Annotated in this window: 17 protein-coding genes; 4 read left to right on the forward strand and 13 right to left on the reverse strand. The window is 62.3% G+C overall.

Translation table 11 applies throughout. The annotated features are described in order from the left end of the window. Nucleotides 1-53 precede the first annotated feature (53 nt). On the reverse strand, nt 54-944 hold the full coding sequence (locus tag FW764_RS01990) for a LysR family transcriptional regulator (RefSeq protein ID WP_446432504.1): 891 nt from the start codon (nt 942-944) through the stop codon (nt 54-56). Nucleotides 945-1,072: 128 nt separating this feature from the next. Between FW764_RS01990 and ampC the strand changes: the two genes are divergently transcribed. After that, entirely contained in the window at nt 1,073-2,227 is a 1,155-nt protein-coding gene (gene ampC / locus FW764_RS01995; RefSeq protein WP_446432505.1) for a class C beta-lactamase, read from the forward strand. Between the two features lie 115 nt (nt 2,228-2,342). On the opposite strand, the gene dctM is transcribed toward ampC, so the two are convergent. The 8 genes from dctM to FW764_RS02035 all read right to left on the reverse strand — a co-directional run bounded on the left by dctM (nt 2,343) and on the right by FW764_RS02035 (nt 10,979). Then, on the reverse strand, nt 2,343-3,623 hold the full coding sequence (gene dctM / locus FW764_RS02000) for a C4-dicarboxylate TRAP transporter large permease protein DctM (protein ID WP_446432506.1): 1,281 nt from the start codon (nt 3,621-3,623) through the stop codon (nt 2,343-2,345). Next, nucleotides 3,623-4,255, reverse strand: a complete 633-nt coding sequence (locus FW764_RS02005; protein ID WP_446432507.1) for a TRAP transporter small permease — start codon at nt 4,253-4,255, stop codon at nt 3,623-3,625. Before FW764_RS02005 ends, dctM begins: the two co-directional genes overlap by 1 nt. A gap of 177 nt (nt 4,256-4,432) precedes the next feature. Then, entirely contained in the window at nt 4,433-5,416 is a 984-nt protein-coding gene (locus FW764_RS02010) for a TRAP transporter substrate-binding protein (RefSeq protein WP_446432508.1), read from the reverse strand. Between the two features lie 158 nt (nt 5,417-5,574). Continuing rightward, the gene (locus FW764_RS02015) at nt 5,575-6,390 is read right to left on the reverse strand and encodes an HpcH/HpaI aldolase/citrate lyase family protein (protein WP_446432509.1); all 816 of its coding nucleotides are present in this window, start codon (nt 6,388-6,390) and stop codon (nt 5,575-5,577) included. Nucleotides 6,391-6,405: 15 nt separating this feature from the next. Next, a complete protein-coding gene (locus FW764_RS02020; RefSeq protein WP_446432510.1) occupies nt 6,406-7,599 on the reverse strand; it encodes a CaiB/BaiF CoA transferase family protein in 1,194 nt (397 codons plus the stop codon). A gap of 9 nt (nt 7,600-7,608) precedes the next feature. Further along, nucleotides 7,609-8,958 (reverse strand): MmgE/PrpD family protein, encoded by a 1,350-nt coding sequence (locus tag FW764_RS02025; RefSeq protein ID WP_446432511.1) that lies wholly within the window; start codon nt 8,956-8,958, stop codon nt 7,609-7,611. Between the two features lie 10 nt (nt 8,959-8,968). Further along, a complete protein-coding gene (locus FW764_RS02030; RefSeq protein ID WP_446432512.1) occupies nt 8,969-10,132 on the reverse strand; it encodes an acyl-CoA dehydrogenase family protein in 1,164 nt (387 codons plus the stop codon). Nucleotides 10,133-10,160: 28 nt separating this feature from the next. Next, nucleotides 10,161-10,979, reverse strand: coding sequence for an FAS1-like dehydratase domain-containing protein (locus FW764_RS02035; protein WP_446432513.1), 819 nt, complete (start codon nt 10,977-10,979; stop codon nt 10,161-10,163). Between the two features lie 203 nt (nt 10,980-11,182). On the opposite strand from FW764_RS02035, the gene FW764_RS02040 reads away from it, so the two are divergent. Beyond that, on the forward strand, nt 11,183-12,082 hold the full coding sequence (locus tag FW764_RS02040; RefSeq protein ID WP_446432514.1) for a LysR family transcriptional regulator: 900 nt from the start codon (nt 11,183-11,185) through the stop codon (nt 12,080-12,082). Here the strand turns inward: FW764_RS02040 and FW764_RS02045 are convergent. From FW764_RS02045 to FW764_RS02060, 4 genes are read right to left on the reverse strand one after another with little or no spacing between them, the layout of a single operon-like run. Continuing rightward, a complete protein-coding gene (locus tag FW764_RS02045; RefSeq protein ID WP_446432515.1) occupies nt 12,069-14,963 on the reverse strand; it encodes a bpX6 domain-containing protein in 2,895 nt (964 codons plus the stop codon). The two genes, FW764_RS02040 and FW764_RS02045, sit on opposite strands and share 14 nt — an antisense overlap. Then, on the reverse strand, nt 14,956-16,761 hold the full coding sequence (locus FW764_RS02050; protein ID WP_446432516.1) for a hypothetical protein: 1,806 nt from the start codon (nt 16,759-16,761) through the stop codon (nt 14,956-14,958). Before FW764_RS02050 ends, FW764_RS02045 begins: the two co-directional genes overlap by 8 nt. Then, on the reverse strand, nt 16,748-17,194 hold the full coding sequence (locus tag FW764_RS02055) for a bpX5 domain-containing protein (RefSeq protein WP_446432517.1): 447 nt from the start codon (nt 17,192-17,194) through the stop codon (nt 16,748-16,750). The genes FW764_RS02050 and FW764_RS02055 overlap by 14 nt, the downstream gene beginning before the upstream one ends. After that, nucleotides 17,191-18,312 carry an AAA family ATPase gene (locus tag FW764_RS02060; RefSeq protein ID WP_446432518.1) on the reverse strand — a complete coding sequence of 374 codons (1,122 nt, stop codon included), beginning with the start codon at nt 18,310-18,312 and terminating at the stop codon, nt 17,191-17,193. Before FW764_RS02060 ends, FW764_RS02055 begins: the two co-directional genes overlap by 4 nt. 91 nt (nt 18,313-18,403) lie before the next feature. Here FW764_RS02060 and FW764_RS02065 point away from each other — a divergent pair, with 91 nt between their 5' ends. Together FW764_RS02065 and FW764_RS02070 are read left to right on the forward strand one after the other, a co-directional pair. Further along, a complete protein-coding gene (locus FW764_RS02065; protein ID WP_446432519.1) occupies nt 18,404-18,892 on the forward strand; it encodes a GFA family protein in 489 nt (162 codons plus the stop codon). A gap of 94 nt (nt 18,893-18,986) precedes the next feature. Continuing rightward, nucleotides 18,987-20,810, forward strand: a complete 1,824-nt coding sequence (locus tag FW764_RS02070) for a serine hydrolase domain-containing protein (protein ID WP_446432520.1) — start codon at nt 18,987-18,989, stop codon at nt 20,808-20,810. Nucleotide 20,811: the final 1 nt, after the last annotated feature.

The following is a 20,811-nucleotide window of genomic DNA, read 5'->3' on the forward strand; positions in this document are numbered from 1 at the left end:
CGGTAGATCTCCACCGCCAGGCAAATGTTTCATCTTGTTTCTAGATAATCACATTAAGACAGTTTCCTAGCCGATGTCGACACCGCCTCCAGCCAACCCTTGAACGCCAGCATCGCCGAAGTTTCAGCCCGTGACTGCAAGCGCGTCAGCCAATAACTGCCGGTGGTAATCCCCACCTCAAACGGTTGGCGAATCAGATCACTCTCCAACTGCCGCGAGAACATCATCGCTGGGGCCAGCGCTACGCCAATGCCTTGCAGCGCCGCTTCCATCATGGCCAGCGACGAATCAAATACGATGCTACGTGGAATGACGGTGTCGGCAGGCAGACCGGCGGCCTGGAACCATTGGGTCCACTCATCGGCGCGGTAGGAGCGCAGCAAGGTGTGCTTGAACAGGTCGGCAGGCGTGCGCAGTTGCTCGGCAATCACGGGCGTGCACAGCACGGTCAGCGGCGCGACGAGCAGTTCGCAGGCGTCGGTGCCGTGCCAAGCCCCGGCGCCGAAGCGGATTGCATAATCGAGGCCTTCGGCCGCTACGTCGACGCGGTTGTTGTGGGTGGACAAGCGCAGGTCGATAAACGGATAGCGCGCCTGAAAGTCCGGCAGGCGTGGCAGCAACCAGCCCACAGCAAAGGTGCCCACCGCGCCCACGGTGAGCACTTCACGGTAGTGCCCACCTTCGAACTGGCTTAGGGTCTGGGCGATGCGATCAAAGGATTCGCGCACCACCGGCAGCAGGGTTTCGCCTTCACTGGTGAGCATCAAACCGCGCGGCAGGCGCTTGAACAACGTGACATTGAGTTGGGCTTCCAGGCTTTTGACCTGATGGCTGACCGCCGCCTGGGTCACGCATAATTCAATGGCCGCCCGGGTGAAGCTCAAGTGACGGGCCGACGCCTCGAAAGCGCGCAAGGCATTGAGCGGCAGATGGGAACGCAGCATGCTTGACCCCAAATTTTCTAATGGCTGGTGCGAGATATGATCGTTTGTTCGCAGCTGGCAAACTGCCTACATTTGCCTCGCCTGCGCAGGCTCTTTATTCAATCGAATCTTCTCATGGAAGCACCATCATGCCCCAACTGTCTTTGTTTGGAGTACGTCATTTCGCGGCTCTGGCCGCATTGGTCACCGCCGGCAACTGCTTGGCCGCCACCGACCTGCAGGCCGTGGTAGACGCCAGCGTAAAACCGTTGATGCAGCAACAGGCCATCCCCGGCCTGGCGGTCGCTGTCGTACAAAACGGCAAAGTGCAGTACTTTAACTACGGCACTGCCTCAAAGGAAACCCAGCAGCCCGTCAGCGAAAACACCCTGTTTGAAATCGGCTCGGTGAGCAAAACCTTCACCGCCACCCTCGGCGGCTATGCCCAGGCGACCGGCAAGCTCAAGCTCTCGGACAAGGCCAGCGAGCACCTGTCCGCACTGGCCGGCAGCGCCTTCGACCAGATCAGCCTGCTGCAACTGGCGACCTACACGCCAGGCGGCTTGCCCCTGCAGTTTCCCGACGCCGCCGACAGCGCCGAGAACATGCTCGGCTACTTCCAGCACTGGAAACCGGCTTACGCGCCGGGCGCACAACGCCTGTATTCCAACCCCAGCATCGGGCTGTTCGGCTACCTGTCGGCGCAAAGCCTTGGCCAGCCGTTCAACGTCGCCATGCAGAAAACCCTGCTGCCCAAACTGGGCCTGAACAACACCCACGTCCGCGTGCCGGCCGACCAGTCTCACCTCTACGCCCAAGGCTACGACAAGCAGCTCAAGCCCCTGCGCGTCAGCCCCGGCGCGCTGGACAGCGAGGCCTACGGCATCAAGACCAGCGCCCAGGACCTGGCTCACTATGTAATGGTGAACATGCACCCGCAAACCCTGGAAAAGCCGCTGCAACAGGCCATCGCGGCGACGCACACGGGCTACTACACCGTCAACGGCATGACCCAGGGCCTGGGTTGGGAGCGCTACCCTTACCCGATCTCGCTGCAAGCATTGCTCGATGGCAACTCCACGCCCATGGCGATGGAGCCGCACAAGGTCAAATGGCTGACCCCGGCGCAGCCGCAACCGGCCAACGTGCTGTACAACAAAACCGGCTCCACCGGCGGGTTTGGGGCGTACGTGGTGTACGTGCCGAGCAAGGACATGGGCGTGGTGATGCTGGCGAACAAGAACTACCCAAATGCTGAACGGGTCAAGGTGGCGTATGCGATCTTGAGCGCGATGGATAAGTAAGGTCAGCGACGATCAAATGTGGAGGCGGGCTTGCTCGCGAAGGCGCCGTGTCAGTCAATACCGCTGTCACTGATACAGCGCTTTCGCGAGCCAGCCCGCCCCCTTTTTTAGCGCATTACATCCCCAGCCAGTGCGGCAGCGCCAGCGAGATAAACGGCAAGTACGTCACCATGATCAGGAACACCAGCAAGATCATCAGCCACGGCAACGCCGCGCGAATGGTCTGCCCCAAGGTCAAGCCGGTCACCGCCGAAGTCACGAACAGGTTCAAGCCCACCGGTGGGTGCACCAGGCCGATCTCCATATTCACCACCATCACAATCCCCAGGTGAATCGGGTCGATGCCCAGCTTCATCGCGATCGGGAAGAAGATCGGCGCCAGGATCAGCACGATGGCTGACGGTTCCATAAAGCTGCCCGCCACCAACAACACGACGTTGACCATGATCAAAAAGCCAATCGGCGTGAGGCCCTCGGAAATCACCCAGGCGGTAATTTGCTGCGGGATCTGTTCGGTGGTCAGCACATGCGCGAACAGCATGGCGTTGGCGATGATAAACATCAGCATGATCGCCAGCCGCCCGGACTCCAGCAGCACCTTGGGGCAGTCGCGAAAGGTCATGTCCTTGTAGATGAACAACGCCACGAAGGCCGAGTACACCGCCGCCACCGCTGCCGCTTCCGTCGGAGTGAACATGCCGCTGTAGATGCCGCCGAGGATGATCACCAGCAGCAGCAAGCCCCAGAACGCGCGGCGCGCGCAGGTCAGCCATTCACGCAAGGTAGCGCGTGGCTGGGCCGGCAATTTCTTGATGCGCGCGACGATGTAGATCGCAACCATCAGCATCAGGCCCAACAGCAAGCCTGGAATAACACCCGCCATGAACAGCTTGCCCACCGAGGTTTCAGTGGCCGCCGAGTACACCACCATCACAATCGAGGGCGGAATCAGGATGCCCAAGGTGCCGGCATTGCAGATTATTCCCGCGCCGAACGCCTTCGGGTAGCCGGAACGCACCATGCCCGCTACGGCAATCGAACCCACCGCCGCCACCGTCGCCGGTGATGAGCCGGACAGCGCCGCAAACAGCATGCACGCCAACACTGCGGCAATCGCCAGGCCGCCACGGATGTGGCCGACACAGGCGTTGGCAAAGTCGATCAGCCGTTGCGCCACGCCGCCGGTGGTCATGAACGCACCGGAGAGCAGGAAGAACGGAATCGCCAAAAAGGTGTAAGCGTCGCAGGTTTCAAACAATTTGATCGCCAGCGAACTCACCGAGTCCTGGCTGAACATCAGGATCGACACCGCGCCGGATAAACCCAGGGAAATCGCGATGGGCACGCCGAGGAACATGAACACGAACAACAGCAAAAACAGACAGAGCACGGCCATCAGTGACGCTCCTCATGACCACTGGCCAACTTGCTGGCCTCACCGGCTTCGTCGGCCAGCCCCAACCCGACCTGACGGTGGGTGAATAGGCGGTAGAAAATTTCCAGGTAACGGATAAACACCAGGGCGAAACCAATCGGCACGATGATCACGATGTCGCCCACGTCCACGCCATATTGGGCAAGGTCTTCGGCGCCGATCTGGGCTGTCATGACCGCACTGACCCACTTGTAGCTGGCCACCATGAACAACCCGGCGTAGGCCAGGCAGCACAGGCACGCGAGCATGCCAAGCAAGCGCTGCACCGGGCGCTTGGTCAGCTTGACCAGCGCGTCCACCCCGAGGTGGCCGGCGGTGCGCACGCCGTAGGAGATGCCAAAGAAGATCAGCCAGCCGAACATGGCCTTGGTCAACGCGACGCTCCAGGTCATCTCTTGGGCCCACGACAGGGTGTGGTCGCCCAGGGCGTTGAAGAAGTCAGCGCTCAAAGCCCACTTGTCCGCCAGGGAGAAGAACAGCGTGTAGACGTTGTTGAACATGACGTAGACGAATGTCACCAGGGTCATGGCGGCCAGCAGGAAAGCAATAAAGCTTTCCTCCAGGTGCTCCCAGACGCGCCTTAGCGTTTGCATGGCAAAACCTCGCGAAGCGGGAATGATGTCGGGGTGGAAACCGGATAAAACTGTGGGAGCCGGGCTTGCCCGCGATGGAATCAACTCGGTTCGACAGATGCATCGAGTTGCCTGCATCGCCGGCAAGCCAGCTCCCACATAAAGCCGTTTCCAAAGTAGGTTTGGGTGCTCGCCCAACTACTGGTTGGCCTGGTCCGCCGCCTTAATCAGGTCAGCGCCAATCTCACCTTCAAACTTCTGCCACACCGGGTGCATGGCTTGGCGCCAGAGTTGGCGTTGCTCAGGAGTCAGTTCGATGATTTCGCTGGTCTTGGCGTCGATGATCTTCTGCTTGGCCGACTGGTTCAGTGCTTCGGCCTGCTTGTTCACCTCGACGGTGACCTCGACCATGATCTGGTCCAGGGTGGTGCGGATGTCTGGCGGCAGGCCGTTCCAGAACTTGGCGTTGGTAATCACCATGTAGTCGATCAGGCCATGGTTGGACTCGGTGAAATACTTCTGCACCTCGTTGACCTTCTGGCTTTCATAGTTCGACCAGGTGTTCTCGGTGCCGTTGACGGTGCCCGTCTGCAGGCCCTGGTACACCTCGGCGAAACTCATCTTGCGCGGGTTGGCGCGAATCGCCTTGAACTGCTCTTCGAGCACGCTGGAGGCCTGCACGCGGAACTTCAGGCCACGGGCATCCTTGGGCTCACGCAGGGCCTTGTTCGACGAAAGTTGCTTGAGGCCGTTATGCCAATAGGCCAGGCCGAGGATATTTTTGTCCTGCATCGAGGTCAGCAAGGCTTTGCCCTGGGCAGCCTGGAAGCGGTCGACAGCGGCCAGGTCGTTGAACAGGAACGGCAGGTCATAGATCTGCACTTGCTTGGTGTATTGCTCGAACTTGGCCAGGGACGGCGCCAGCATCTGCACGTCGCCAAGCAGCAGCGCTTCCATTTCCTTACCGTCGCCGAACAGCGACGAGTTCGGGTACACCTCGACCTTGACGCGGCCCGGCAGACGCTCTTCGGCGAGCTTCTTGAACAGCAGCGCGCCTTGGCCTTTGGGAGTGTTTTCGGCGACCACGTGGGCGAACTTAATCACGATCGGATCGGCCGCCTGGGCCAGGCCCCCGGCAAATAAAGTGGCAGCGCACAGCAGCGCCCGAGAAAGCTTGAGCATGGAAAATCACCTTCTTATTGTTGTGTTGTAGGGCAAAGTGCCTGATGTGAGGCGTGTAGTGAATTTCGAATTTTAGATACCTGCGTTCGGCATGGCCGAACGCTAAGCTCATCAACAATCACAAGCCCCCTTCCCGATTTTGAGTCGATTCTGGTCAGCTATATCTGAGCTGCCAGCAGTCTTTGCGCGCGCAGCAGCACTGGCGCATCCACCATCTGCCCATCAATCTGGTAGGCCCCTGCCCCGTGTGTCCCGGCCTCCACCACGCGCCTGGCCCAGGCCAGGTCTTCGGCGCTCGGCGCCAAGGCACCATGGATCACCGCCACCTGCTTGGGATGAATACACAGCGCCCCGGCGAACCCCATTTCATAGGCATGCCGAATCGAACGGCGCAAACCTTCAGGGTCATCGATAGCCGGGTGCACGCCGTCCAGCGGCGCGGCCAGGCCCGCTGCGCGCGAGTGCACGATCAGCGCCAGGCGTGCCTGGTCGAGGGCGAACTGCGCGGCGGGGGAATTGCTGCTCAGGTTCAGGTCCAGCGCCAAGTCCAGGCCACCCAATGACAGGCGTTCCACCTGCGGTGCCTGGGCGATTTGCGCCACGGCCAGCAAACCGCGCGCGCTTTCGATAATCGGCCAGATCACTTTGCTGGTGGCCGCCACCACCGCCACCTGCGCTGCGCTCTCCACCTTCGGCAGCAGCACGCCAGCGACGTTGGCGTGAGCCTTGCAGAACGCCACATCTGCTAAATGCTCGGCATGCTCCGGGGCGTTGATGCGCACCCACACTTGGACCTCGGGATGGCCGTGCAGGAACACGCCAAGGTTATCCCGCGCCTGACGCTTGAGCGGCTCTTCCACGGCGTCTTCAAAATCAACAATCACCGCGTCGGCGCCACTGGCCAAGGCTTTGGCAAACCGCTCCGGGCGGCTGCCGGGCACAAACAAGGCTGAACGAACTAAAGGCTTTGGCATCACTTAAATTCCTTGTTAGATAACGCCGCGTGCACGCAACGTGTCGATGGCTTCAGGCGAATAGCCAAGCTGGTCGAGAATCGCTTGGCTGTGCTGCCCCAGTGCCGGCACCGCCTCCATGCGCGGGGTAAACGCAGCATTGCGCGCAGGCGGCAGCAACGACGGCAAAGGCCCCGCAGGGCTGGCGACTTCACGCCAGCTGTCACGCGCCTTGAGTTGCGGGTGGTCCCACACGCCTTGCATGTCATTGACGCGCGCGCTGGCAATTTGCGCGTCCTCCAGGCGCTCGATCACTGCCTCGGCGTCCAGCTGCGCAAAACGGTCGACAATGATCTGACGCAGCACGTCGCGGTTGGCCGAGCGTTTGAAGTTCGCCGAGAAACGCGCGTCGGTGGCCAGTTCCGGCGAGAACAGCACCTTGTCGCAGAACGCCGCCCATTCGCGCTCGTTCTGCAAGCCGAGCATCACCGTGCCGCCGTCGCCGGTGGGAAACGGCCCATACGGGTAAATCGTCGAGTGTGCCGCACCGGCACGCGGTGGCGGAGGCGCGCCGTCGAACGCGTAATACATCGGGTAGCCCATCCATTCCACCAAGCTTTCGAGCATGCTCACGTCAATGCGACTGCCCTTCCCCGTCTTGCCGCGCAGCAGCAGTGCCGAGAGGATGCCGCTGTAGGCGTACATGCCGGCAGAGATATCGGCGATGGAGCAACCGGCCTTGGCCATCTGGTCTTCACCGGGGCCACCGGTCACTGACAGGAAGCCGCCCTCGCTTTGAATGAGCAGGTCGTAGGCTTTCTTTTTCTCGTAAGGCCCGCCTTCGCCATAGCCGGAAATATCGCAGACGATCAGCCGCGGGAAACGCGCATGCAGCGCTTCAAACGACAAGCCCATGCGCGCCGCCGCGCCGGGTGCGAGGTTCTGCACCAGCACATCGGCGTCGGCCAGCAAGGTGTCGAGGATGCTGCCCGCCTCATCCTGCTTGAGGTCCAGGGTCAGGCTTTCCTTGGAGCGGTTGGTCCACACGAAATGCGACGCCAGGCCGCGCACGCGCTCGTCATAGCCACGGGCAAAATCGCCGGCGCCTGGGCGCTCGATCTTGATCACACGGGCGCCCAGATCGGCCAGTTGGCGAGTGCAGAATGGCGCAGCAATCGCGTGTTCCAGGCTGACAACAGTGATGCCATCCAGCGGTCGTTGATTAGTCATTGCGGTTCCTCAAAGCCAGTGGGCCATGGACGCTGCGTGACGCAGGTTCCAGACCTTCTCGATCAGTGCATTCGCCTGGGCTGGCGTACGGGCGCCGCTGAATTGGGTCAGGCGCCGAAATTTATCCGCCAGTTCCACGCGACTCAGGGTGTTGCCCGGGTCGCCCTTGGGTTCGTCGATAGCGCCGTGCAGCGTGCGCCCGTCGGTGGTCGTGACAGTGACGCGGCCCAGCCAGCGTTGCGGGTAAGCGCTGTCGACGGCGCGGTCTAGGGTCATGCTGACTTTGTCGCGAAAGACCGAAACGGCCGGATCGGTCAGGGCCAGTTGCTCAAACTCGGTGAGCCCGGCCTTGCCATGCACGGCGATCAGAGCGAGCACGGTGCCCATGGAGAACTTGGCCTGGTGCACGGTCGCGGGCACTGTCACGCGGCCCAATACATCGATGGCGCCCTGGTGCACATGGGTTTCCACGTGGGCGATCTGTGCTGCGCCCAGGCCTTTACGCTGCATCAAATCCAGCAGCGCATCAGCGGCCGGATGGGTGTGGCGGCACGAGGCGTGGAACTTGAACGAGGTCTCCAGCAGCGCCCAGCGGCTGCCGAGCCCTGCGGATAATTTGCTCGGTTCGGCGTCGCTCGACATCCCCGCCGCCAACCCTTGATCGCCTTCAAGGAGATTGCGCGCACCGGTCAGCCCGTCCGCCGTCAAATACGCGGCAAGCAAGCCATCGGCGGCGGCCTTGGCCGTGTGCAGTTGCTTGGAGTCAGCGGCATCGCGCAGGAACTCCCAGAGGCCGGCGGCCTGGGTGCCTGCGCTGCCAAGCAGGTTGATAAATTGCTCCTCATTGAAATCCAGCAACTTGCCCACGGCCACCGCCGCCGCCAGGGTGCCGACGGTGGCAGTGGTGTGGAAGATGCGGTAATGGGAACGCCCCATGAATTCGCCGATGCGAATCCCGGTTTCATAACCGGCTACCGAGGCCAGCAGTAACTCGCGGCCGGACTTGCCCAGGTCTTGCGCGGCGGCCAAGGCAGCCGGGAACACCACCGTGGCCGGGTGCAGCACGGAGCTGTTGTGCAGGTCATCCTGCTCCACCAGATGGGACGCGGCGCCGTTCACCAACGCCGCGAAATATGCGCTGCTGCTGGCGCCATTGACGATGATCTGCGCAGGGCCACTGCTCGGGCCCATTTTCTGCGCATAGCGCTCGAACAACGGAATCGGGTGCGCCCCCTGGCTCGCCAGTGCCGAGGCCAGCCAATCCAGATAAAGGTCTTCGGTGCGCGCCAGCACCTTGTCGGGCAACTGCTCATGACTCAGTTCGGCAAGGAACCGACACAGGGCTTGGGTATGGCTCATGGTCCTACCCTCAGAAACTGCGTGGCAGTTCGAGCAGATGCTCGGCCACGTAGGACAGGATCAAGTTGGTGGAAATCGGCGCCACCTGGTACAGGCGGGTTTCGCGAAATTTGCGTTCCACGTCGTACTCGCAGGCGAAGCCAAACCCGCCGTGGGTTTGCAGGCAGGCGTTGGCCGCTTCCCACGACGCCTTGGCCGCCAGGTACTTGGCCATGTTGGCGCTGGCCCCGGCATTCTTGCCGCTGTCGTACTCCTCACAGGCACGCCAACGCATCAGGTCCGCCGCCTCGATTTCGATATGCGCTTCGGCAATCGGAAACTGCACGCCCTGGTTCTGCCCGATCGGCCGGCCGAACACCACGCGGTCGCGGGCGTAGGCGCTGGCCTTTTCGATAAACCAGCGGCCATCGCCGATGCACTCGGCGGCGATCAGCGTGCGCTCGGCATTCAAGCCGTCGAGGATGTATTTGAAGCCCTTGCCTTCCTCGCCAATCAGGCTGTCCAGCGGCAACTCGAGGTTGTCAAAGAACAGCTCGTTGGTCTCGTGGTTGACCATATTGGCGATGGGCTGCACGGTCAGGCCGTTGCCGATGGCCGCGCGCAGGTCCACCAGGAAGATCGACATGCCTTCGGACTTTTTCTTCACCTCGGCCAACGGCGTGGTGCGCGCCAGCAGGATCATCAGGTCGGAATGCTGCACCCGCGAGATCCAGACTTTCTGGCCGTTGATCACGTATTTGTCGCCGCGCTTGATGGCGGTGGTCTTGATCTTGGTGGTGTCGGTGCCGGTAGTGGGCTCGGTGACGCCCATCGATTGCAGACGCAATTCGCCGCTGGCGAGCTTGGGCAGGTAGCTGTTTTTTTGTGCGTCGCTGCCGTGGCGAAGCAACGTGAACATGTTGTACATCTGGCCGTGTACCGTGCCGGAATTGCCGCCGCAGCGGTTCACTTCCTCAAGGATCACCGAGGCTTCGGCCAGGCCCAGGCCCGAGCCTCCGTAGGCTTCAGGGATCATTGCCGACAGCCAGCCGGCGTCAGTCAGCGCCTTGACGAACGCTTCGGGAAAGCCCTTTTCTTCATCGATCTTGCGCCAGTAAGCCGCATCGAATTCAGCGCACAAGGCGCGTACGCCTTCGCGGATGGCATTGAGTTCTTCGTTGTTATTGGGGTTCATTAACGGCGCTCCGCCTGGTGTGCTGGTGTTATTCGAAATGCAGTTCGGCTGTTTGCGCCACGCCGTCGGCATTACCGGCCCACAACTGCGCCACGCCGGGTGCCGTCACGCGCCCGCTCACGGCGAACGGCTGTGGTGCGATCAACGGGCGCACGCCGCGATAGGCGAAACGGCGCAAGGTCGCTTCAGGATGGGCGCGGCAAAACGCGCGCAGGCTCAAGGTGGCGATCAACGGCCCGTGCACCACCAGCCCCGAATAGCCTTCGGTGCCGGTGACGTAGGGGTAGTCGTAGTGGATGCGGTGGCCGTTGAAGGTCACCGCGCTGTAGCGAAACAGCAGGGTTGGCGTGGGCTCGACCGTCTCAAGCCAATCACCCTGGGCCAATGCGTCGCCACTGCCCGGCTTGGGCGGCGTGGGTTCGCGGTAGACGATGTCTTGTTCTTCGCGAATCGCCAGGCGACCGTCCTGGGAGTAGTCATGGCGTACGGTGACAAACAGCAGCGAACCGGTGCGGCCAGTCTTCTCTTCAACCTGGGTAATGGTCGACACGCGGGTGGCCGCTTCACCGGCGCGCAAGGCCTGTACGAACTCAATACGCCCACCGGCCCACATGCGGTTGCGGTTATCGGCCGGCGGCAGGAACCCGCCACGCGCCGGGTGGCCGTCGGTGCCCAGCGCCGACTCCGGCAGCGAGTCTTGAAAGAAACACCACTGCCACAACGGCGGAACGGCGTCGCCATCGCGGGGCACCGCTTCACCGAAGGTTGCGGCGATGCGTTTGAGCAGGTTGTGGCTCAGGTGGTCGTAGGCGGTTTCACTTCGGCCGATCCAATCGATGGCGCTCATCGGGTAAAAGTCCTCGGGCAGTGGTTGTCTGCCCGGGATCATGCAAGCGCCTGCCCGTTCTGAGAATTTGCATTTCAATAAACCAGCGTTCGGTTATGCTGAACGCTACCCGTCACGCCTCAACTGATGAGGGAGCGAGCAAACCCTCTCCCACATTTTGTAATCTTCATTGTGATGAGCGTTGTGTACACCCAGGAGCCGCCATGCACTTCGATCTCGCCGACTTGCGCCTGTTTATCCATATCGCCGAATCCCCCAGTCTGACCCAGGGCGCCAAGCGGGCATTCCTCTCGCCGGCGGCCGCCAGTGCGCGAATCAAGGCGCTCGAAGGCCAACTCGATACGCGGCTGCTGTACCGCGACAGCCGTGGCGTGGAGATCACCCCGGCGGGCGAACGCTTGCTGCACCATGCGCGGCTGATCATGCGCCAGGTGGATTACCTCAAGAGCGAGTTCACCCAATACGGCGCGGATTCGGCTGGGCATATCCGCATCTTTGCCAACACCACGGCCGTTACCGAATTCTTGCCTGAAGTGCTGGCGGGCTTTTTGTCCCAGCGCCCCGGTGTGACCGTCGACCTGCAAGAGCGTTTGTCCCGCGATATCGTGCGCGGCGTGCTGGACGGCACCAGCGACATGGGCATTATTGCCGGGCCGGTTGAGGCAGCGGGTTTGCAGGTGCTGCATTTCAGTACCGATCAACTGGTATTGATGGTGCCCGTGGATCATCCGCTGGCCGACCAGCCTTCAGTGACGCTGGAACAAACCCTCGCGTACCAACACATCGGCCTGCACGAAGGCAGCACGCTGTTGAGTTTTCTGCGCGAACATGTGGAACGCCTCGGCAAGCATTTGTCGCTGCGCATCCAGGTCTCGAGTTTCGAAGCGATCTGCAGAATGGTCGAGGCTGGCGTGGGCATCGGCATCATCCCCGAGTCCGCCGCCGTTCGGCACAGCCGCACCATGCAACTGGTGGCGGTAAAACTTGATGAGCCCTGGGCAATTCGCGAGCGCAGCATCCTTGTACGCGAACTGGAAGCACTGCCCGGCACCATTCGAGCGTTGATCGCCACCTTGAGGCCGGACACACTCAGTGCAGGCTGATGTTGCGCTGGCTGGCGTTATCGATATTGATATGGCTCAAGCGTCCCTGCCCATCAAACAGCAACAGATCAGATCCCAGGCGGCGAAGCTGGGCCGGTGATTGCGGCCAGTGCAAAGTGACGCAAAGCCGATCGCTGGTACGGTGGATCACGTGCCAGCATGTGTCCTGCTCCTCAACCCGATAACTGATCAGCAACCAATCCTCGAATAGATACGGGCTGACGGACTCATCCCATTCCTCTTCCGGCAAATTGCCAGGCAGCTTGTAGCCCTTACGAACACCATGCTGCTTAAGTATCAGAGTGGGTGGTCCATCGTCGTACTTGATTCGATACTGCGCCGATTCAGCCGTGGCACTGGGAACCTGGAAGTCCGTATTTACGATGTCAAATGCGCCTTCGCGGCTGATCAGGCGCCGCTCCGGCAGACGATAATGCCAAAGCATCAGGCACCCACCCGGCGCTGACAGCCACAGGTATTCGTTGTGTTCATCCACCTTGATGGTTCGCACCGACTCCGGTAGATCACTCACATGCCAGAGCGTTTCAAAGCCACGGTCAACATCCACGACGCGCAACTGCTGGCCTTTGCCGATGGTCCAACTGCAGCCATCAAACGCGTTTGCAAATACATCCATGGCCAGTACACCGAGGTCCTTGGCGACACGATTGACCAGGTCCAGTTTGCTGACGCGCCATATATTTCCCCGCCAGATCAGCACCAGCGCAACCTGTCGGCTGTGGGCGATGACAATTTTCTGCGCGGGCACAGCAAAGTGAAACAACGCTGCGCCCGCCGCATCCACCACCATCACACCCGCCTCGCCCAGCGCCACCAGGTAACGCTCGTCTTCCAGCGGCACTGCGTCGAAAATCGGTCGGCTGCCAGCGGCCGGCGCAGGCCACTGGCGGGTGTCGCCCAAGCGGTCCAGCGCGACCACCGGCGCTCGCTTCAGCGCCTGGCCAGGCAAGTCCGCCTGGAGCGCTTTGTCGCGACTCATCTTGACCAGCGCCTGTAGCTGGTTATGCGTCAGGTGCCCTTGATCGCGGGTTTGATCGGCCAGAATCGCATGTACGGTGGCACCTGCCAGCCACGCCAGGGCGGTGGTGTGCGACTTATGCAACAACAAGGCTTGCGCCAAGGCAGCCCGCTCGCTCGCGCGCTCGGGGTCATCGCGCAATTGCTCCACCCAAGGCCCGTAAGCCTGCAGCGTCTCGGGCAACAGGATCGCGCGTTTGACCAATGCGCCAATAGCCAGGCGCCCACCGCCAGCCTCGGCATTCAGTAACCATTGCGCGGCGCGCGTGCGCTCTGCAGGCAGGCTCCAGATCACGTCGACGGCTTGCAACCACAGGCCTTTGGCGATCAATGACTCGGCCCACTCCAGGCGTAACCGGTCGGCGATCTCCGGCGATTTTGCCTGGAGCGCCACCACGGCGTCGGCGAAGGCATTGTCGCGCCGCGCCACCAGCACGGCGCGCTGCCACTGCTCGGCCAGGCACAGCAGGCGCACGATCACCGCGGCCGGCATGTCCCACGCCAGGGCCAAATCGGCGGCCTGCTGATAGCGCGCGTGTTTCTCCAGGTAATCGAGCGCTTGCTGACGCTCCTTGAGCAATTCGGCGAGCACAAACACCGCTTCCTCGATACGACAGGCACGGTCCAGGCGCTCAAAGGTCTGGCGATATACCTGTGCCAAGTGCGCGGCCAAGTCCTCTTCGAACAACATTGAGCGCGCGGGACCATCCTGTTGGCTGAGGCTCAGGTCCTGGCGGCGCTGGGGCGTACCAAAACTCTGTTCGCCGCTCGACGTGCCGCTGTTCAAGGGGATCGCGTGACGCAAGGCTTCTTCGAAATTGCCGTCTTCGAACATCTCCAACATGCGCTGCATATAGGCAGCCTGACGTTTGCCATACAGTTTGGAGAGCTGCGAATGCTGGGTCAGCCGGGTCAGCAGGCGGCGCCACGCGGCAGGTTTATGTGCGCGCGGGGTGGCACGCGCAGCGATGCCTGGGTTAGCGGATGCGGGCGCAACCGGCCTAGGCGCCGCTTTGGCGGGGGCCGACGCGCCACGGTGCAGGAAGCGGTTCAACCCGAACAGTAGCGCGGTGATCACAACCATCCAGATCACGGCGCCCAGGAGCATACCGCCGAGGGACTGTGTGTGCGTGGCCAGCACGGCTGCGGGCTCGCTCTGGCCGAGCATGCGGATCAGCCCACCCAACAGCAGCAAACCAATGACGATTTTCAGCACCGGGGACGAGACTTCCCGGGCAGTATTCGCGTTATTTTGCGCAGGTGACGAGCTGGCACCAGACGCTGTGCTCGGCATATGACGCTGGCGCTCCAGCAGCGCTTGCATCACCGCTTCGCGCTCCGGGCTCACAGGCTCCAGTGGCCCACCCAGAATTTCGCGCAGGTCGGTGACCACCGCGTCCGGGACTGTGGCAGGTAACGGCACATGGCAGTCGAAGGTGTCGAGCAGTGTGTAGGTGCTGATGTCGAGCCACAGCCCAGGCGTCAGCACATGAGCGTCGCGCAACTGCAGCGCGTGGATATGGCTGCCGCGCACCAGCCACAGGTCGGCAGCCGCCAGCCCGCGCACTTCCTCGGGGTGCAGCGCGGCAGACGACAAGCCCCGGCCCTGGCGGATCAGAGGCCAGCCGTGCAGGCTTGCGCAGTCCACCGGGCACGCAGTAGGGAACTGCAACAAGTCGCCGTCGGCAAAGCGATAGGCACGCGCACCGGTTTGCCAATAGCTGAGGATCAGGCGCCTGCGCTCGCCTTCATCAAAGCGTTCGCAGGCAAACCATAGGCCGTCAATCTGTTGGTGCCCGGTCAGTATCGGGCGGCGAATCAGCATCCGTTCTGGCTCAAGCATTGGCACCTTCCTGGGTGAGCTGCGGTGCCTGGTTGCACATCACTTGCAAACGCATGGCACGCTCGGCAACCGAGTAAACCAGCAATTCCCGATCAGTGGTCAGTACGGCGATCAAGCCGCTCATTGGGCAAAAGCTCGCGCGGGCAATCGGCGCCGAAGTGGTGAACAAATTGCGCTGTTGCCCCTCGGCGTACAACCCGACACTGTGCTGGTTCGGCCCGAGCAGCACCAGTGAGTAGAGCTGCCGTTGGCCGAACGCGTGGTGCAGGCCGATGGCTTTCCAACCCGGCGCCAAGTCGATCTGTTCGTGCTTCGCCGGAAAGCTTTCATGGGTCACGACACGCCAACTCTGGTGGCCGTCCTGAGTGGTCAGCAGCGCACAACCACCGCAATACTGGCGCCAGTAAAAGTTGGCAGCCAACAGCACTTGGCTGACGCCCGCTGCCGAGCCGACAGCATGACCATTGGCGCGCAAACCGTCAGCAGACCCGGAATACGCGACGATCTGCCCGCCTTCGCTGCGTACATAGGCAATGGTCATGGGGTCGACCTGCACCAGGCTTAGCACGTCGTCCGCCACCCGACAGAGTTCACGCGCCTTCCAGTAGGCAAGCCGTCCCTGGCTGTCGAGCAGGTACACACGCACTGAGTTCTGACTGTGCAGCCAGACACTCGGCAGGAACGTCGCAGTACCCGGTGGCAGTTGCAGCTGTTCACGGGTGGGCTTGTCGACGGTGGCCATACCGGGGATGTTCCAGAACGTCAGTCTGTCGTTATCGCTCAACACGGCACCGAGGCTGCGGTGGTGAAAGGTGGTGCTCAATACGCGCTGATGTTTGCCCCACAGACGGCGCCGAACCTCCAAGGACTTTTTCTGATTCTTGTGCGGCAGCTTGATCACCACCATGCCCGACTCATCGAGCAGGCGCAGCGCCACATAGTTACCGGCGCTGGAGATCACGGGCGGCAAGGTCAAGGCGACCCGTGGCACCGCACGGGCGAGCTTCGACGGCGACGCCTGGACTTCATTGTCAAACTGGCCTTTGAGCAACTGCACCGCTGGCCCTTCATCCGGCATCGGCAGCAGCACGCGGCGCACCGGCCCGGCCTGCAACTCAAAGGACAGGCTGTGCCCATTCAGGCTGCGCTGCACCTGCACCCGATGCGTACAGGTCTGGGTTGCGTCCTTGGGCAAGCGCTGCCCGACGACCCAGCACTCACCCACTGTCTCTTCCTGCGCGGCCAGCCACTCATGCCAGGCTTGCCAATGCGCCGGACCAACACTTTCATAGGTGCGCGCCTTGAGCAGCCGTTTGAGCTGTGCCGGGCTATCGAGTTCATGCAGCACCGGCGCGCCTTGCAGGATGCCCCAACGCAACTGCGCCCCAGCCTCCTCGGCACGCCGGGCCAGCAGCATCAGCAAGGCGATGTGCACCAGCCGCGCGGCGCCTAACTGCAAGGGGCCTGCGTCGAACAGCGCGATAATCAAGCGGTTCGCTTCACGGGCGCGGTACTGCGGTGCCAGGAACATATGCTCGCCGCTGACGGCCCGACGCATGAATTCGTCGGGCACGTCGTCAGCCAGCAGCCATTCGCTGGAAAGCAAGCGTTCATAAGGCCCACGGCGTTGCAGATCACCCACGCCATCCGGCTCCGGCACGCCGCCCTGCTGCATGCCGCGCAGTGGCCCAAGCACCGGGTTAAGGCGACCGAGCAGGTCGGCGAACAGCGGCAGATGCTGCGGCGCAAACCATTCCAACCACTGTCGCCAGGGTTGCAGGGCCTCAGGCAGTTGCATCGCTCGCTCCCCAATACGTCGCGATGCGCTGTAGATGCTCAACAGACACCGGCAACAGACGATCCAGCGGCACCACTGCTTGCGGCGCACGCCACAACAGCAAAGGTGAGCGTTTGAATCGTGTCGACAGCGTCTGGCCGAGCACATCCACCGGCACCGTCGGCTCCCAACTGGTGGGCAGCCACACACCGGGCGCGCCGGGGTGGGCTGCGGCGTATTCGACACCGTCAACCCAAGGCAAATCAACCGCCGCCCCGGTGACGACCAATACGTCGCCATTGGCGGTAGCGTGCAAGCGGGCAGCCTGTTCATCTGCGAGCAGCAGCAAGCGCGCATGCAAACGACGTGCGACGTCGCCCCAGGCCACCGCCGCCTCAGGGTCCGCGGGCACCTGTCGCGGGCGCCAGGCCCAGGTCTGCGAACCGGCACTCATGGTGTCGGCGTCAGCAATCGGGCCAGTTGCCCGCGTACGTGCTGCAAGGGTTCCGGCAGGGTCTGGCTATTGAAATTGGCGTCGATCTCGCGCAGCAGACCTTCGAGCGCCTGGCTCGCCGGCGGTTCGCTACGGGCCAAGTAGTCTTCTGCGGTTTCCAACAAGCGATTCAAGCGCGACATCGGCTGCAAGGTGGCCTCTTCGACAGCACTGAACAAATGACTGTTGCAGGAAGCGGCAAACAGGTCGCGCAGCACTTCACGGCCATGTTGCTGGGTTTCCTTGGTCGGCAGTACATACAGCAGTGGCCACAAATCGGCGTCGCTGGCTTCCAGGCGCCCCCCCAACAACGCCGCCGCCGCAATCAGCCGCTGCGACTTGACGATGCGGCGGTCCGACAGCTGAATGCCGGCCTCGCGCAGGCGGCGAATGGCCTGAGCCAGCGCCGGGCGCACGGCGCCCAGGTCGACGTTTTTCATGGCCTGGCTCAGCGTGTCCAACTGGGCCAGCCCCAGCAACTGCTGCACCGGCCGCTGCTCTGACTGCCAACCGCCCGCCAGCATCGCTTCCAATTGGTTGTCCGGCACCGATTCGACGAACAGATGCAACAGGAAGCGGTCGCCAAAGGCCGCCAGCGCTTCATCGTCCGGCAAGCCGTTGGCCGCCCCGACGCACACCCGCAGCGGGCATTGGATCTGGGTATGACCACGGCGAAAGCGGCGCTCGTTGAGGACGCCCAGCAACGTATTGAGGATGGCGGTCGAGCCCAGGAAGACTTCATCGAGAAACACGATATCGGCCTCCGGCAGCATGCCGCTGACGTCGGTTTCGACTGTGCCTTCGCGCAGTTTCTTCAGGTCCACGGCACCGAACAGCTCGGACGGTTCAGTGAAACGCCCCAGCAAGTATTCGAAGTAACGCCCGCCCATGGATTGCGCCACACGGCGTACCACGGCGCTCTTGGCCGTGCCGGGAGGGCCGATGACCAGAATGTGTTCCTGGGCGACCGCTGCCAGCACAATCAGCTCGGCCAATTGCTCACGCCCGACCAAGCCTTCGGTGGCCGCACGCACAGCGTGACGAATTTGCGCGGCAGCGCTTTGCAAGTGAGCAATCATGGGGGTCTTCCCTGAAACCAAAGCGGGGAATCTTGCCTGAGGCTAAGGTATTAGCAAAGCGTTGTTACAACCTGTCTGGAGGAGTCAGCTCATGCAACTCGAAGGGTCCTGCCATTGCGGCGCCGTAACATTCAGCCTGAACAGCCAGCATCCCTACCCCTATCAGCGTTGCTATTGCTCGATCTGCCGCAAGACCCAAGGCGGCGGTGGTTATGCGATCAACCTTGCCGGGGATACGCAAAGCCTGAAGGTACAAGGGCGCAGGCAGATCTCGATCTACCACGCCCGGCTCAAGCCCGAGGGCGCCAGCCGCGCGCACGCAAGCACCGCCGAGCGGCACTTCTGCTCGCAGTGCGGCAGTGCCTTGTGGCTGTTCAGCCCGCAATGGCCGGAGCTGATCCACCCCTTTGCCTCGGCCATCGACACGCCCTTGCCGGTGCCACCGGAACACACGCACCTGATGCTCGGCGCCAAGGCGCCATGGGTCGAGGTCAGCGTGCGCAAGGGCGACCTGCAGTTTGATCACTACCCCGAAGAGTCCATCGCCCAATGGCATGAACGCTTAGGGCTTGCGCGTTAACAGTCTTTGACAGTTTCCCGACAAAGCTATCAAAGATTGTGGGTCAGTTGCGCCCTAGCATTCGAGCATCCACATCACCATCCGGGTGCTCTTCATGTTTCGCACATTGCGCGGTATTCCGCTGTTGGGTTGCCTGCTGAGCAGTCTCGGTTGTCATGGGCAACCGCCTGCCCCGCCGCCGATTCCCAAGGGGGATTACGGTGCGATCATTCGTTACCTGCAAGCGCGTATTCCACAGGAGATGGCGCGGGAAAATGTACCGGGGCTGTCGATTGCGCTGGTCAACGGCCAGGAGCTGATCTGGGCACGCGGCTTTGGCATGGCCGACAAGGCGCAGGGCGTGCCGGTAACGCCCAACACGGCATTTCGCGCCGGGGGTATTTCCAAACTGCTGACCGCCACGGCAGCGTTGCAGTTGGTCGAGCAGCAGCGCCTGGCCCTGGATGCGCCGGTCCAGCAAACCCTGCGCGAGTTCTACGTGCGTTCGCGCTTTCACAGCGACCAGGGTGCCGCTGACCGCGATATCACCTTGCGCCGTTTGCTCAGCCATCAGTCCGGCTTGCCCAGTGAACACCTGCGCGACCTGCGCAGCACCTACGCCATGGGCCAGATGCCGATGCGTGTGTCCGGCGTCTGGTTGAGCAGCCCACCCGGCTCGCAGGTGGCTTACTCCAACCTGGCTTATTCGCTGGTAGGCGCGGCCATTGAGCGCGTCAGCAACAAAAGCTTTGAAGCGCAGATGCAAACCAGCTTGCTCAAGCCGCTGGAGATGGGCCAATCGAGTTTTGTCGGCACCGGCACGCAATTGAGCTTTCGCGCCTTGGGCTATGAGGACGGCGTGGCGAGTGCCGACGCCCAGGTGCGCGACCTCGCCGCCGCTGGCTTGTGGGCCAGCCCGAAAGACTTAAGCCACTACGTGCAGATGCTGTTCGCCCAAGGCCTCTACAAAGGTAACCGGGTGTTGGGCAGCACCTCGATTGACGCGATGTTCACCCAGCAAAATACCGGCAACGCGCTGGACTTCGACTGCCAGATGGGCCTGGGCTGGTTCCTTGCGCCGTGCGGCGATGAACCGGTCAGCCCCGGCGTGCGCACCTACCAACACAGCGGCGGCGGCGACGATTTTGCTGCGCAGTTGAGCGTGCTGCCGGACCAGCAACTCGCCGTGATCATCATGGCCAATGACAGTAACGCCGAAGAACTGGTCGCCAGACTCGCCACCGACGCCCTGCGCCTGATGCTGCAGGCACAAACCGGCGAAGCGGTGTGCGCCGACGACTGCCAGGCGCACGGCCAGGGGCTCAAGTTGCGCCACGTGCCGGCGGCCGTCGACCGCAAGCGCCTGGCCGGGTTTTATGCCACGGCCTGGGGCGTGTTCCGCATCAAGGATGAGAACAACCGGCTGGCCGGCGAGTTGGCCGGGTTCGACTTCGAGTTATTGCGCGACGATTCCGGCTGGCTGCGGGCGCAGAAAAAGGTCCTGGGCGTGTGGTTCAAGGACCTCGGCGACCTGGGCCGCGTGCAACTCGATGTGATCACGGTGCAGGGCCGCCAGATGCTCACCGCCCGCAGCCACGGTCAGCGCATCGCCATCGGCGAGCGTATTGACCCGCCACCGCTGCCCCTGGCCTGGGCCGACACCATCGGCACGTATCAAGTGCTCAACACCCACGAGCCCGACGCGCCCTTGAGCGGCATCAGCGTGCGCCTCGAAGAAGGCTTCCTGGTGATTCGCGGCCAATTGCACGACGAGCCACTGACCGACTACATCCTGCTCCCCGTCGACAACGCCCACGCAGTATTGGCCGGCAACGGCTACGGCCTGGGCGATACCGTGAGTCGACAGGTCAATGGCCTGAGCGCTTCGGGCTACTCCTTCAAACGCACCCATCCCCCCCACAACCGCCTGAATTTCTAAC

It is taken from the genome of Pseudomonas sp. 1152_12, from assembly GCF_052850675.1.